Here is a 15,703-nt window from a genome sequence, read left to right as displayed (position 1 = left end):
GAGGTAGTGTTTTCTCTACCTGTTTATAGATTAATCCCTATATTTAGTTTTGTAAAGGGTTTTTGATGTTTGTTTTTATTGGTTACTTTTATCAGTGTTATAAGCTGGACTTATCTAACTTGACACACTTACTCTAAGCTTCCAGAAGGGAAAAAGGAGAGTTTTAAGTCAAAACTTAACATTCTCCAATCCCCAATTCCCCATACCCTGGATCACACAGGCGAAAGAGGCTGAAACTTAATACCAGCAAGAGTTTCCTTCATATTCAAAGCCAAAAGTCGCTTCACCGACTGATAAACCCAGTGAATAGTGCGTTGCGAATCCTGGCAGGTCTTTTGAAATCCTAGAGCTTGGCGCATCTCTTCATATACCGGATTTAAGGATACTGTATACAAATCGCAAAGATTGGGGAAGTCAGCCTGCATCTGCATTAAGCTTTTCTGCACATCCTCTGCAAACTCACAAACAGTTGTCTGATCTATATAAGGATTATCGATCAGCCAAGTGCGGACATAGACGCAAGTGCATTCCGGGTCACCAGGGACAGCCATCTTAAAAGCATCGTTCTGGACATCGGCACTTATGAAGAGAGTTTTGCCAGGAGGAATAAAGAAATTAGGCTCCGACTCGCTAGCCGTGGGATATAAAATGTAGATTCCCACAGCATTGTGATTGTCAGAACGACGCAGCACCCGTATACCTTTTGGGTATTGCCCAGCCCAATTACGCAATACCTTAACCAGCTTGTGAGGCGCAGCGGACTGATCTTTTGCCAAACGGTTATAGTAGCGAGCCATCAAATTCGCCAGGGGAACCGCATCGGTTTCCGGGTTAAAGTCATCTGGCCTAACTTGTGCGGTTTCCGGCGATTTCAAGGCGTCGGTCAGTTCCGGTAAAGGACGAATTTGAATACAAATACTTTGACCGTCGAATTCTTTTTCGATTAAACCGATCGCCGCCAGTCGATCGATCATCATACCAGCAGCGCGATCGCTCCCCCGCTCTTTTTGCGAGTAGAATATCTCCGATGCCTCCCGGTGAGTGCAGGCGACCGCCCCTTGCGGCAAATCTAAATGTTTCAGCGGTGACGCCAAGCGCTTCCCTAACTCGTGTTGCTGCTTCAGCAGTAAATAAGCCCACAACCGCACAAAGTACTCTGCCCGCCGACGGGTCAGCCCAGCTCGCTTCACCAGTCTGGCAGTGTAGATGCGCTGTTGCTCAAGCGGAAACCACTTATCTAAATATTCTGGCTTCATACGATCGCACTGTAAATTAAAAATTTTTAACCTTAACGCCCGACTCCTGACGCCCTAATTCAAGAAGCACCCTTTTGGGTGAAACATTTCTCGGCAAGCAGACCGAAAATTTAGATCGAAGCATCTCCTTTCCTTATCCCAAAACAGCGAGCGGGGGAGTGGGGGAGTGGGGGAGCGGGGGAGCGGGGGAGTGGGAGAATAAATATTTTCCTTTATCGTTTCTCTCTTCCCTCTTCCCTCTTCCCTCTTCCCTCTCCCCTCTTCCCCTAGCCCCTAACCCCTAGTCCCTAACCCCTATTATTTCCCAGTCCCACTCCCACCGCCGTACTCCGCAAGAAAACTTCACCCTACTTCACCTTGTTTCTCCAGCTTTCCGCACCAGCGACATAAGTTCTCCTATCTGTGGTGTACTCATTGCAACTTCATTTTTAAGCGCAAGACAATAGCCTCAGAGTTAAGAAATGGTGACTCATGGCTACTTCACTTACTTTCGCTTCCCAACAAACACCCGCCTTCAGTTCTTGGTCAGACCGTCGCTTCGCTAGCGAAGCGCTCTCCCAAGCAAAATTCGATAAATTGGAAGCCAGTACTGTTAGTTCGGCAGTATTATTCGATTTTCCCTGGATAGCTTTGGCGGAGTCGTTGCGCGAAGGTATGATGGTCATTTCCCGCAACACCAAACCAATGTATGCCAATCAGCAAGCCAAGGAAATCTGCCAAAAATTCGCCGTTTCCAATCGTACCCCCGCCGGTTTGCCTAGCGCGATTTCGGAAGTTTGCCATCGTTTAATCAGGAATGGCAATCCAAACACAACTATTGTCGCCGAGTCTGAAACTGTTGAAGAAGAAACTATTCGCATCCGCGCCAGTTGGCTGAACTTGCCATCGGGTGACACCACCAATTCATCGCTAAACAATCGCCAGTACATCTTGGTGTTCTTGGAAAATCGCGATCGCATTCTCCAAGAAGAGCTACAATTCGAGCAGCAGAAGTACCAGCTGACCGATCGCGAAATGGAAATCTGGTCGTTGCTACGTCAGGACTACAGCTACCAAGATATCGCCAAGACGTTGCAAATCAGCCTCAACACCGTGAAAACCCACGTCAAAAACATCTACGCTAAAAAACGCTGGAACCAAGTCAAAGACACGAGGGAAGTAGGTTGATAACTGGCAAGAACTTGGCTGGGCAAATCGATTTTGGATTTTGGATTTTGGATTTTGGATTACAATTTCCATAAAAGGTATAAAATCTAAAATCGATCGAACTTTTGATATTAGGCGCGATTCTTTCTAGCAAATGGCATCACCCGTTTCTCGCACTGTCACCTACAGCCCAGCCTACACCCTCGTGCCGACTTATGAATGCTTTAATAGATGTGCTTACTGCAATTTTCGGTTCGACCCCGGTAAAAGTCCGTGGCTGACTTTACCAGATGCGGAAATTCTGCTAAAATCCCTCCAAGATAAAGGCATTTGCGAAATTCTCATCCTCAGCGGCGAAGTTCATCCCCGTTCGTCACGGCGACAAGCTTGGTTTCAACTTATCTACGATTTGTGCCAACTGGCGCTATCAATGGGATTTTTACCTCACACCAATGTTGGGCCGCTCAGTTGTGAAGAAATGGCCAAACTCAAAAATGTGAATGTCTCGATGGGGTTAATGTTAGAACAACTAACACCCAAGCTGTTGAATACCGTTCACAAACACGCTCCCAGTAAAATACCCGAATACCGCCTGCAACAGTTAGAATGGGCAGGAGAGTTAGCGATTCCATTTACCACTGGCTTGCTCTTGGGAATCGGGGAGAGTTCAGGCGATCGCTGGGAAACTTTAGAGGCAATTTCACACATTCACCAACGCTATCATAACATCCAAGAAGTAATTTTACAACCCCACAGTCCCGGCAGCCAACAAACTTTTGATGCCCCACCTTTTGACCCGCATCAATTACCAGAACTAATAGCCAAAGCTCGTCAGATATTACCATCAGATATTACTATACAAATTCCACCCAATTTGGTGAAAGAACCAAGTTGGTTATTAGCGTGCTTAGATGCAGGTGCGCGAGATTTGGGAGGTATCGGGCCAATAGATGAAGTAAATCCCGATTATCCGCATCCAGAATATCAGAAATTGCAACAAATTTTATCGCCTGCGGGGTGGGAATTGGTGGCGCGTTTGCCAGTTTATCCCTACTTTGATGGTTGGTTATCGAAGGAATTGCAAAGAAATGTGAAGGAATGGAGAAGTGCGATCGGAGCAAGTTCACTTAGCGTACCTAATCATTTATAGTTTAATTAGGGTAGCGATATAGTGGAAAATCTTCGCCAATGACTAAAGTTTCGCTCTCGAAGCGAATCCTAAATGATGAGCTGCATCGCAACTTGTTGTTTAGTCGCTGTCTTTTAGAATATCGCTATTTGGAACAGCAAGAAATTAAACGTTGGTACGATGTTCATCCCTTAATTAAGGGGATTGATGAATTTAAAGAAGCTTGCAATCAGATATGACAGAAACTTTAATTGACTGGGACAAAGATTTACCAGCAGACCCAGAAGAAGAATACGAAGCATTAGTGCGTTCTCTGAGTTGGATAGACGGCTTTGGATTAATCTTTGTCCGCTGTTCTCCAGCCGAAGGAGAGCGTCTGATTAAAAGAGTTCGCGAGGATATACCCAAAAAAAATATTGAAGTTTTGCGATTGGAGCAACCCATCAGTAACTTTTACGATATTATTGACAACTTACCAAACAAAGACAAAATAAATATTCTGTTCGTAACTGGTCTGGAAAAATATTTCGAGGAATATATCAAACCCGGTTATGGCGGACAAGGTGATTATTACAAGCAGGTTTATCCTAGAATTATTTGTCCGGAAGAATGCGGGTAAAGCATACAATTTCAAGTATAATCATCAAGAAATTTCACCGAATATCCAGCTTTGTCCGAGTATTGTCCAGCCAATCCAAAATCCAAAATCCAAAATCCAAAATCTTTAGGGGTGTCGGGAGCGATCGTCCTGTCCAGACTTAGCTAAAATTGGATTGGAGCATCTATCTATTAAGGTCGCAGACAACCCGATGAATCTTGCCATTCCTCAAACTGGAAAAGTTTTAACCCGAACGAGATTCGGTAGAAAATTGGTCAAATAAGGCTCACCCACGCCAATTAACAGCAATACCTGCTACTGTCAGTTAATACCTGCCGCAGTCAGGCGGTGAGTAAATTGGGTGCGATCGCGCTAGATGCGATCGCCTCTCTAGTAAAATCAATTCAATGGATTCTTAAAACCACCTTTGCAGTGGAAAACTCTTATGACTAGCTTAGACCGCTATGAGAAGGCTAATGCTAATAGCGATAAAAACCAGGGTAATCAGTCCGAAAACCATAATCTTTGGTACAAACAAGGCGAAACACTGGCTGATTTAGGTCGCTATGAAGAAGCACTCGCCAGCTTCGATAAAGCCATAGAAATGCAACCCGATTACCGTGCGGCTTGGGTTTTCCGAGGCGTTGTGCTGATTCATCTAAAACGTTATGAAGAAGCTCTATGTAGCTGTAACAAAGCTATAGAAATTTTACCAGAAGACAAAGAAGCTTGGACTTTCCGAGGTGCTGCATTGTCTCACCTGGGACGTCATGACGAAGCATATCGCAGCTATAACAGGGCATTAGGAAAAGAAGAGTCACAGTGCAGGAAAATACTGCGTCAGCTCGTCAGACCTTTCAGGAAAAAGAGATCCATTCCAATCTCTCCCACAGAGTAGAAGCACTTCCCTACTATTAGTTAAAATAGACGAGTAAACAATCTTCGACCAATTTAAGGAACCAGAACTATTATCGAAACGATTTACGGCAACCTTCAAGGTTTAAAATCCAGTGAGCTAAAACAGTTGCAAAAGCTGTACCATCAGCGCTTACCGGGCGATCGCATCACTACGCCCGAATTTGCCGAGCGCTTGGGTGACATCAGCACCGACATCAACCAACCGGTGTGCGCTTACCTCAATCGTCGGGGACAGGTGATTCGCGTAGGCGTGGGAACTCCCCGACAAACACAAATTCCACCCCTGGAACTACCCCGTTACGGTGCAGAACGATTGAGCGGTATTCGCTGCATCGCGACCCAACTCAAATCGGAAATCCCGAACGAAGTCGCTTTAACCGCAATGGCAATTCAGCGTTTAGACGCTCTCGTTATTTTAACAGTAAGCGGATCGGGATTTGAACGGCGCGGCGGGGGAGCTTTTGGCTACGTCAAAGAAAGCTATCTCGCACATCTTATCCCCAATACTATCCCGACAGACGACGACTCCGGTGAAGTTTTGCATCCCCAAAATGCTTGGACTGTATCGTCGCCGATGAGTTTGGAAGTGCTGTGCAAGCAAGATTTTCTGGAACTGGTGAACAGTCTGGAAGCTGAGTTCGAGCGGGAATTTGTCGCACAGCAAGTAGAATTGGATCGCGATCGCGTCTTGCTAGTAGGGGTAATGACCGATCGCATGACCCAGGAAGAATTCCAAAACACGCTCAACGAATTAGCGCGTTTGGTGGATACCGCCGGCGGAGAAGTATTGCAGACCGTATCCCAAAAACGTCCCCGCCTGCATCCTCAAACAGTTGTCGGTGAAGGAAAAGTGCAAGAAATCGCCCTCACCGCCCAAACATTGGGAGCAAATTTAATCGTATTCGATCGCGACCTTTCACCCGCACAAATTCGCAACCTGGAAACTCAAATCGGGATTCGGGTAGTCGATCGCACTGAAGTAATTCTAGACATCTTTGCCCAACGCGCTCAATCCGGTGCGGGGAAACTGCAAGTCGAACTAGCCCAGTTAGAATATATGCTACCGCGACTGACTGGGAGAGGTCAGGCAATGTCTCGGTTAGGCGGCGGTATCGGTACGAGGGGGCCGGGAGAAACTAAACTGGAAACAGAACGCCGTGCCATTGGGCGGCGTATCGCCAGATTGCAGCAAGAAGTCAACCAACTGCAAGCACATCGATCGCGACTCAGACAAAATCGCCAGCACAAAGAAGTACCATCGATCGCTTTAGTTGGATATACCAACGCCGGCAAATCTACATTATTAAATGTATTGACAAATGCCGAAGTTTATACAGCCGACCAACTATTCGCTACCCTCGACCCCACCACGCGACGCTTGATCGTTCCCAGCAGTAGCGACGAACCCCTACCAATAGTCGTCACCGACACAGTAGGATTCATCCACGAATTGCCTCCCGCATTGATGGATGCTTTCCGCGCCACCTTAGAAGAAGTCACGGAAGCTGACGCCTTGCTTCATGTGGTGGATCTTTCCCATCCCGCATGGCAAAGTCAAATTCGATCGGTTATGGCAATTTTATCGGATATGCCGGTAACTCCCGGCCCCGCTTTGATTGCATTTAATAAGATCGATCGAGTCGATAGCGAGACACTGGCGCTGGCGCAAGAAGAGTATCCCCAAGCGGTGTTTATTTCAGCGTGCGATCGTTTAGGTTTGGAAACGTTGCGACAAAGAATGGCTCAACTTGTTGAATACGCCATTTCCCGTTAATTGAAGGAGATAGGAAAAACGCAAAAGGGAAAGGAAATCAAAAATTCCTCTCCCTTTTTTTGATGAGGCTTTTAGTGAAAGCCTTTTGATAGAAAACCTTTCACCTTTACCATTACGACTAACCTAAAACGAAATCCGTAGATGCGATCGCACTAGCTTGAATACCAGTCAGAGAAGCCAAGACTTCTTTGGTACTGGTAATCTGAATCAAAGCCGCACCGTTGCTTTGGGTAATGGTAAGCTGCTGAAAAGTCAGACCGTTGCTTAAAACCATCAAATCTTCACCTTTTTTGAAGTCTTGGATGGTGTCAGTACCAATACCATATGTTAAAACAAAACGATCCTTCCCATCCTCACCGATCAAAAGATCGTTGCCGATATCGCCGCTGAGCAAGTCATCCCCAGACCCCCCAATCAGAGTATCGTTTTGTTTGCCTCCATAGACACTATCGTTGCCCAAATCCCCGTAAAGAATGTCCTGACCGTCATTCCCATAAACCCAATCATTACCCTTACCGCCGCGCACTAAATCGTCGCCCCGATCGCCGTAAAGGACATCCTGGCCTTCATTACCGAAAACCTGGTCATTACCCTTACCGCCGCGCACGGTATCGTCGCCCTGATCGCCGTAAAGAACATCTTGGCCTTCATTGCCAAAAACCAAGTCGTTATCCTTACCGCCGCGCACTGTATCGTCGCCTACGTCACCGTAACATACATCATCCTCTTGATTGCCAAAAACTTGGTCGTTATCCCTACCGCCGCGCACCGTATCTTTGCCCCTACCACCAGAGAGCATATCTTGACCCTGGTTGCCGTTGATCTCATCATCAGAGGAGAGACCGTATATGGAGTCGTTACCTCGATCGCCCTTTAGGTTGTTAAAACCGGTATCCCCATAAATTACGTCATCGCCAGTAGTTTCCAGACGGAAATTGGATGAGCTATTCAGGGATTGAGCGATATTCTTTTCCTGGAGGCGAATTAATTCAGGCTGACCGGAAGCGCCCAGAGCAAATATCATCGGTTCGCCCTTAGATAACCCAGCAATATCGGCAAACGTGCCAGAGATTTCTTGAATATTGCCATCAGGGGTAAACTCTGTGTCCATACGCAGGACTGCCGGTACACCCATTTCCTCACCTTCTGCGGCCTGAGTTTCGCCTCCCTCGGCACTCTGATGACCTTGTGCAGCTTGCATTCCGCCACTCTCTTCGCCGTGACCTTCGCCTCCAACCAGAGTAAATATTTTGATTGCCTCGTGACCGTGAGGTACGCCACCCACCGCCATTGTGGTGATATTGGCATGATAGGTTTGTACGTTCTCTCCATTCGGAGCATCTGGTCGCTGGAGTACGTAGCCGGATGTCACCTTAATATCACCATTGTAATCGCCGTAAGGCTGGAAAGTTTCGGTGAGAAGTTTTGTTGCTGCTGCGGTTTGTTGGCCATCTAGGCTACCCATTTTATTGATGGCCAGACCGCTGTAAATTTCTACTAACCCTCGTCCGCCCTTACCTTGGCTAACAATAATGTCGTCAAAGTTATTTCCATCGACATCGCCAACTGCTAGGTTGATTGTGCCACCGAACTTTGTTTCGGAGCTAAATGGGTTAATCCGATTCATCAGATGGTAATCCAGACCGCTGTAAATTTCGATTACCGGATTGCCATCCCCAGCAGCGCCCACGATGATATCGGCGTGACCGTCGCCATCGATATCGCCTGTTGCGATGGATGTCTTTGTATTAGCCCCAATAGCCCCGTTTTGGAAAGGAGTTAACTTACCGAGAAGTAGTTCTGAATCATCACCGTTAAATTTCTGAATGCCTTTCTCTTGCTGTTCGATCAGCTTTTTGCCATCAAATACTTTCACGGTAAACTTAGTCTCACCGCCAACTAAACTAGACTGTACGGTGATGACATCTGTGACGTTATCTGTGACGTTTTGATTGCCAGTTTCTTGTTTGAAATGGACATCGCCAATGGCGAGTTCAACTCCTCCTTTGAAAGTGTCCCCGTAGGGCATCAAATCAATACTTTGAAGCGGATCGTTTGCCCGATGCAGCTTTACTTGTCCAGTAGAGTTACCGTCAGCTGCTAAACCTAACCAGGTGTCTTTGGTATTCAGAACTACCCGCACAGGTGCCATCATCCCCGCATCTTCATGGAAGAGGATGTGACAGTGATTTACGTAAGTGCCGGGGAAGTCCTCGAACTTCATCAGTATTTTGACTTCGGATGTCTCGCCATTAAATGCTGGTGTACCGTAGGGGTTTTCTGGAGTGGGTGGACTGTTGGGATCGTAGGTGGGAGGTATGAGAACTGTATCGCTCAAGACGCCATCGAGGTAAGCATTCTTGATTTCACTGACAGGGATACCGTTGATTTCGAGAACTGTAAAGTCATTTTGGTGAATGTGGAAGGGATGCCATTCCCGTAATGGAAGGTCTAAACCTTTCTCTTTAAGATACGAATCGCTTAAGCCAGATATATTTTCGATCGTCCATACTTCCGTTGAGTCTACCATTGGCATGGCGAGCGGAACCTGGCTATCGGCAAATGTGGTGGCAAAAAACTCCCCGTTTATGCCATAAGTTCCCTCGAATGTCTCTACTTCCGTATCCTTGAGAACAGGTGGTATATTACCTTGTGAGATTAAATAGTCGAGCGCCCCACCGGCGTTAGCTGACCAGGTAAATGTACGGGGGCGATCGAACTCACCATTTCGCGCTGCTGCAACCCGTTCGTCAATTTCCTGCGCTTGCTCTTCTAAAGTGTCATATATTTCCGGAAAAGCACCCCTGGGCGTGGGATTACCGGCCACTTCAACGGTTGCCAAAACTTGCGAGCCCCAAATTAAGTGACCGTCTTGGAAACCCTTATCTTTAGTAAGTGATGGGGCATTATCCCCCATTATTTCTTTTGTGGCATTTGACAAGAAGTAATACTTTCCCGGTTGCTCGAACCAGGTTTGTATAGATAATCTTTGGCCAGAACTTAAGATTGGCAGCTCTGTTAATTCTCTTCTGTTATCAGCTACTACTCCAGAAGAATCCCCATCAATAGCCACCAATATCATTGGCTGAGGAATCAGATTTTGCCCGTCATCTCTGACTAATTGAATAACGTGGAAAGCATTGCTGTCCATGTTGGCAAAAGTAAACAGATTCCATGCACCAGTCTGAATATCCAGGCTGGGGTTGTATTGACCGTTAACTGTGTGAATTATATTCTCGACAGGTTCTCCTAACGGCCCGCCGCCATATGGAAATAAGGGAGGCGCTCCCCCTGTCGGCTGTTTGGGATCGTAATTCCCTTCCGCAGGTTTGGCATTGTAACCCATGAAAGAGGCATCCGATCGCTCGTAAATATTTTCGCCGTTTTCGTTTCCTAAAACTTCTAGTGGCGTACCCGCAGGAACTACCTTTGTAGGGTCTTGGTTTAAAGGATCGTTGGCGCTACCTACGCGATCGACTTGCTGGATTCCATAAGTCTGAAGCGCCATAAAGTACATGGGTCTCTCTGTAGGGTCCCATTTCGCTAGATCTGGCAGGTCATGCGGAGGTGCAATTAGCAAATTACCGCCTAATCCGGAGGCAACTTTTTCGTTTGTATTGCCGTGCAGGTGCGGGTGATACCAATCCAATCCGATAAAATGGTTGTCGGGAATCTTGATACTGACAGGCCAACTTTCTCCTGGGTTCACTGGTATCAGAACGTTATCTCCATACCCAACAGGCGAAACGTGCAGTCCGTGGGTATGTAAGTTCGTTGTCACCGGCTTTCCCAGTGCTGAATCTTCTAAGTAATTTTCCAGTCTGATGTTAATTGTGTCCCCTGGCTCCGTAATGATCATCGGGCCGGGTATTGTCCCGTTATAGCCTCTAAAACGATCGTAGGGCGTTTTCTCGTTGTTCAGCCAGGGAATTATCCCATCTCCCGATTTAACAGTTCCAAATCCATCGATTTTAACCTGGGCCAGATCTTCCAGTCGTAGGGTGATATTCAATTCCTTTTGTGGCCCCCAACTGGAATAATAGTTGCCCGCACGACCTTCCTGCCAATCTTTAAAAGGATCTTTATAGACAACTTTTTGATCTGGATGCGGTAAAACTTTTAAATAACCTGATGTATCGTACCCAGGACTCCAATTTTGAAAGTTCTGCGAGCCAATAATATAAGCGTCCTTCAGTGCTTGTGAAGTCATAATTTACCTACCTCCTAACCACAGTTAGAAATTAAGATTGTTGTCTTTTTGTTGCTATCTGTAATATTTTCTTTACATCAAGCCCGATCTTAGCTGTCCGATCGATTTGCCATCAGTAGCACTAAGATAAGCAGAAAAATCACCCCTTGTCGAGGCATAAGGGATAGCAATTCCGATCCGGTTGTCTATTTTACTACTATTTATTCTTTGTGCCCAATCCCAAGAAAATCCTCTTAACTTAGTGCCATTCGATTGTGGCACAACAGAAGCTTTTCGTAAAGGGGATTATGGCTGCTGTAACGAATTAAACGACCGTTTGAATATAACCGAACTGTAACATCTAGGTAGCGATCCGTTGCACGTTTTAACGGATGTAATCTATTGTTAATTTAGTTGTAAATTTTGACCTCTATTGTTAATTTAGTTGTAAATTTTGCCCGATCCAACTTTTCTCTACCCCTTTTGCTCTTTTTGTACTGGCTTTTACCAAAATCAGGAATCTTTGAGAGCAATCTCTTTGTAAAGTTAAGAAAAAGTTAAAAATTATCGCTTTTCCCATAAAGTACAATACCGTTTGCTTTTAAACCAAACTCAGCCGTAGAAGTAGACATAGATTAAGCCTCTCTCAGATTGACTGACCGCAGACAAAAATTTTCTGATTTGAATAAAAGAGCGGCTAGCATCTTGCGATCGATCTGAGAGTTTGGTTTTAATCCGCGTTAAATACCCTTATTTTAAGGTTTTTTGATTTTTCTAGCTTCTAGGCCATAATTTTTCGTTTTTCTTAAAGCTATAGCTTACTATATATGGATGAGCCTGAAGAAATTAAACTTAAGAATGTTTCCCCAACATACTAGATTTGATTACGTTATCTTGAAAACTCCCTTTATGCCAAAACTTAAATTGAGTAAATTCGAGCTTGATAATTTTAAAAAAGTATCGTTTAAATTCAATGTGAGCAGCAGTAGTTATTACTAATTTATCATTAAGATCGGGAATAATACATCAAATAAGCGCTCGTGCCAGTCCTACGATGCAAACTTAAAATTAATCACAAAAACTTTTAGTTTTAGAAAGCCTTTAAGGTACAGGGCGTTCAAAATAAAGCACAAGTCAAAGCAAATCCTCGAAAGCTCGATTTCCCAGTTATGGAAAATCAATAAGCGATCGCAACCATAGCGCGGTTCTTAGCTCGGTCAAAGTTTTTTGATATAAAGCGGGAATATCCAAATATATACCATAAAAATAAGTCTATAGATAGATCCAGATTTGTATAGTTTTGTGTTAATGCGAGCAGGTAGGGAGATTGGGGAGTTACTGCGATCGCTTTCCTGGGTTAGCAGGTTCTCAATTCCGCCAAACCTTTGATTTGATACCTTTCTCTGTCAAAGTATGAGGCCACAGATAGGCAGACGGGAAAAAGAATGATAGATAATCTTCTGGCGCAAAATAGTAAAATTAAGTATTTATACTTAATTTTATTTAACAAGAAATTCAAAAATCATAGCTTAACCCATAGCTAGCTTAACATAGTTGAACTTTTAAATGGTAATAATACGTAATAAATAGTTTGTGGTTACACTTTCATTACGTATAAAAACCTACCCATAAGTTAGAATAACTTTTTAAAAAAGGTTGTGCAAAAACGTTAGGCCCACACAGAAGCTTAATCAAGCAGACAAATTATATGAAGATATGAAGAAGCTGGAGCCTTTGACTGGACATAGCTTTGAAGCTTTGTATAGAGTAGAACTCATAAAGGTTCGGTCAGAACTGCGCTGGCGAACAAGAAGCGCAAAGCATCAGTTCCAAGCAGTTGAGCGAAGGGTTAATCCCCCTGTGACTAAGAACACAAATCTATCGTGACAAGTCACATCTCCTGAAAATTAGATTCATTACATCCTAAAGCTATCCCCAAGTTCAAACTATTTCGGTACAACAAGATGTTTAAGCACCTTCCCAAACTAGCAATCGCGTTCTCTGCCGTGGCAGCAGCAGAAATCGCTTCCCTGGCTATAGCCCCTTCCGCTTCAGCTTTTAGTGTCAACAGCGATTGGGTTGAATTTGGCTTGAATGACATCAATCAGTCTTTTATAGTTGACTTTGACGGTAACGTTGCTACGCAAAACGTCATCGGACTCAGCTCTCAAGCAACCTTTACATTTAAAGGGTTTACTACCGTCGGCACCGGCACCGCCACCAAAACAGAAGCTAAATTTGACATCAGCTTAACCAATAACTCCAGCGACGGTATCACTTCCAGAACTTCAGCTTTGGGTTTTAACGTTTACGAGGCGATGTACTCCGATAAACTAGCTTTGGTCGGAGTCGGAAACGATGGCGGTAGCGGTAACACGCGCTCTACAGGGCTATTCGCTAAGGACAACAGCGGCTCATTCCCCAATCAGTTTGGTGCTATTGACGTATGCTTCACGGATGGGAACACCTGTCAGGGAGGCAGCAACGGTGGCGTTGACAATAACTCCGCAACTTCTCAAGCCCAGACCGGTACGTTTACTGCAACCTTAGCTGTTAACGGTAATATCGACAAGATTGCACTCGCAAACTTTGGTGTACGCTACCAAAGCATTAGCGGTAAAGGCTTGAATGGTGCTAGCGGCACGGGTCGTGGCGATATCAATTATGGCCCCAGAAAGATACCTGAGCCTACCACAACAGCAGCTTTAGGTTTAGTTGCCCTCAGCGGCCTTGCACTACGTAAACGTAACAAAGCTGTACCTCAGACATAAACGAGATCGCTGTCAAACAAAGTTAATTGGGATTAAGTAAAAGGGTGCTTTTGTTGCCCATCTTATTGGGGAGATAGGCAACATTTCTCTGGTTTGCCACGCTTGACACCAGTATTTAATAATTTATGATTTCCGATGCTGTTATCCAGGAGCTCCGATCGAGTCGTTAAAGCGTTCGATCGGTTTTTTTTATCCGGCAAGTGCATCCGCCTTCCCTCCCGCAGCGCCGATCGGTTTAGCTTCTCTGAAGCAAGGTGAAGCATCCCATACAGCAAGCCTATTCCCTACGGATAAAAAAATTTTGGTCGGAAGCGATTGTATTACTCCTCGTATGCTTCGCCGATACAGCATATATAGCTATGGCGTCGGGGCTATGGCGTCGGGCGTTGGGTAAGAACGGTCTAGAATCAACGGTTTGGTGGAATTAAGAATTACTTAAGCGCCTTGACGACTGCTATATATTCAGTAGCAATCCTTCTGGGAAACTAGCCCACCTTATTCCCTACCGGGGTTTCCTTGCGCTAAATACGTACATTTCATAGCATCAAGCTGCCCATATTCGGAGTTCGATCCGTGTTTATGACAGCTAAATGGCTCCTGAGATTGTAACACCCTGCCCCATAAAATCCTCTAACTCATTGTCCACGGAGTTTTTTTAGAGTAAATACTCAAATAAAGCTTTTTTAACTATTTTTATCTCCAGTTTGTCAGTAGTAATACAATATTTATTGTATGCTTTATTTAATAATAATACTTACTAAGCACCAATTATAATCCTTCCATATTAATTAACCACAGTAGAATAACGTAAAAATTCAAATTTTCCGAATCAACCTAATACACAGATATATTCTCTTGAAGACTAAATACTATAGAAATCATGAATTCGATTACACATAAGCTTTATCAATCTGTCCGTTAGATGAAGAGATCGATAAGCTTGGCATTTCGATCTGGACAGCTACTAAAACCGAGGTATAGACTAAAACTGGTGGTAGAAAAAGTATCAAGAGACTTCTAAAAAAAACCAGCCTCTAAAATTCTATACACTTAATCGAGGGGTTCCTCCCTCTGTGAAAAATAAGACAAGCTGACAGTCATAAATAGCTTAAGGCTCTGGGCTCCGGCAAAATTTTGTTGAATCCTTACTCCAGGCTTGTCATCGTCCAAACATATCAAAATAAAGGGGAGAAGTAAGATGTTCCGATATACAAACTCAACACTAAAGCATTTCACATTTGGTGTATCTACATTAGTTCTAATTGCAGCAGGACAAATCTCTAGAGCAGACGCAGCATCGCTTACATTTACAGGGACAGGAACCAATACATACGCAACACGCGGAGCGTTTGATGCTCTGGGAGCATCAGCTGTTTTTGATGACGCCCTAAATCCAGGAAAACTGACAATTACCCTGACTAACACGGGGCCAGGTGCCTCAGTACCTTCTGATGTGCTGACCGCACTTTTCTGGGACTACAATGGCACTCCGTTGTCTGGCTTATCCTTGTTCTCAGCTACAGCCCCAGTCCTAAGCAACGGTCAAACTAATGTCAATCTTGCAGGGTCTTTGAATGAATGGAAATTGCCCAATGGTAGCATCACTGCCGTAAGTCAAGACTACGGTATAGGTACTGCTGGCTTGGGTATCTTCCAAGGTGGTGGCGGATCGCAAATGGATTATGGTATCGTCAGCAATGCGTCTTACGACGATGCGAATAAAGCTATCACAGATGGAACTTTTGTGAAAGGTTCTGCCCAATTCGTTTTAGCAGGTCTCCCTGGTGACTTTGATGTAAGCAAGATTGGCAACGTTCGCTTCCAGTACGGCACAGCTCTGAACGAGCCTAGCTTGGTGGGAAATGCACCCCCAGCTCCTCCCGCCGAACCACCAGCTCCTCCCGCCGAACCGCCAGCTCCTC

General features: G+C 45.0%; 10 protein-coding genes. 8 read left to right on the top strand and 2 right to left on the bottom strand.

Annotated features, from left to right (window positions below; genetic code table 11):
* Nucleotides 1-212: 212 nt before the first annotated feature.
* Nucleotides 213-1,256 (bottom strand): hypothetical protein, encoded by a 1,044-nt coding sequence (locus H6G03_RS34210; protein WP_190474859.1) that lies wholly within the window; start codon nt 1,254-1,256, stop codon nt 213-215.
* 471 nt (nt 1,257-1,727) lie between these two features.
* Between H6G03_RS34210 and H6G03_RS34205 the strand changes: the two genes are divergently transcribed.
* The 6 genes from H6G03_RS34205 (at nt 1,728) to hflX (ending at nt 6,821) form a co-directional block, all read left to right on the top strand.
* Nucleotides 1,728-2,423 (top strand): helix-turn-helix transcriptional regulator, encoded by a 696-nt coding sequence (locus H6G03_RS34205; protein WP_190474857.1) that lies wholly within the window; start codon nt 1,728-1,730, stop codon nt 2,421-2,423.
* A 133-nt stretch (nt 2,424-2,556) separates the two neighbouring features.
* A complete protein-coding gene (gene cofG / locus H6G03_RS34200; RefSeq protein ID WP_190474855.1) occupies nt 2,557-3,552 on the top strand; it encodes a 7,8-didemethyl-8-hydroxy-5-deazariboflavin synthase subunit CofG in 996 nt (331 codons plus the stop codon).
* Between the two features lie 38 nt (nt 3,553-3,590).
* A complete protein-coding gene (locus tag H6G03_RS34195; protein WP_190474863.1) occupies nt 3,591-3,770 on the top strand; it encodes a hypothetical protein in 180 nt (59 codons plus the stop codon).
* Complete coding sequence (locus H6G03_RS34190) at nt 3,767-4,150, top strand: hypothetical protein (protein ID WP_190474853.1); 384 nt, start codon at nt 3,767-3,769, stop codon at nt 4,148-4,150. Before H6G03_RS34195 ends, H6G03_RS34190 begins: the two co-directional genes overlap by 4 nt.
* A gap of 424 nt (nt 4,151-4,574) precedes the next feature.
* On the top strand, nt 4,575-5,027 hold the full coding sequence (locus tag H6G03_RS34185; protein ID WP_190474851.1) for a tetratricopeptide repeat protein: 453 nt from the start codon (nt 4,575-4,577) through the stop codon (nt 5,025-5,027).
* A 72-nt stretch (nt 5,028-5,099) separates the two neighbouring features.
* Nucleotides 5,100-6,821, top strand: a complete 1,722-nt coding sequence (gene hflX, locus H6G03_RS34180; RefSeq protein WP_190474861.1) for a GTPase HflX — start codon at nt 5,100-5,102, stop codon at nt 6,819-6,821.
* A gap of 118 nt (nt 6,822-6,939) precedes the next feature.
* On the opposite strand, the gene H6G03_RS34175 is transcribed toward hflX, so the two are convergent.
* Entirely contained in the window at nt 6,940-11,031 is a 4,092-nt protein-coding gene (locus tag H6G03_RS34175; RefSeq protein ID WP_190474849.1) for a multicopper oxidase domain-containing protein, read from the bottom strand.
* Between the two features lie 1,943 nt (nt 11,032-12,974).
* On the opposite strand from H6G03_RS34175, the gene H6G03_RS34170 reads away from it, so the two are divergent.
* Both H6G03_RS34170 and H6G03_RS34165 read left to right on the top strand, forming a co-directional pair.
* The gene (locus H6G03_RS34170; protein WP_190474847.1) at nt 12,975-13,781 is read left to right on the top strand and encodes a cistern family PEP-CTERM protein; all 807 of its coding nucleotides are present in this window, start codon (nt 12,975-12,977) and stop codon (nt 13,779-13,781) included.
* Nucleotides 13,782-14,979: 1,198 nt separating this feature from the next.
* A partial coding sequence (locus H6G03_RS34165; protein ID WP_190474845.1) for an XDD4 family exosortase-dependent surface protein occupies nt 14,980-15,703 on the top strand: 724 nt, incomplete at its 3' end.

Source organism: Aerosakkonema funiforme FACHB-1375, from assembly GCF_014696265.1.
Taxonomy (GTDB): domain Bacteria; phylum Cyanobacteriota; class Cyanobacteriia; order Cyanobacteriales; family Aerosakkonemataceae; genus Aerosakkonema; species Aerosakkonema funiforme_A.
This window is presented reverse-complemented; position numbering and strand designations above follow the sequence as displayed.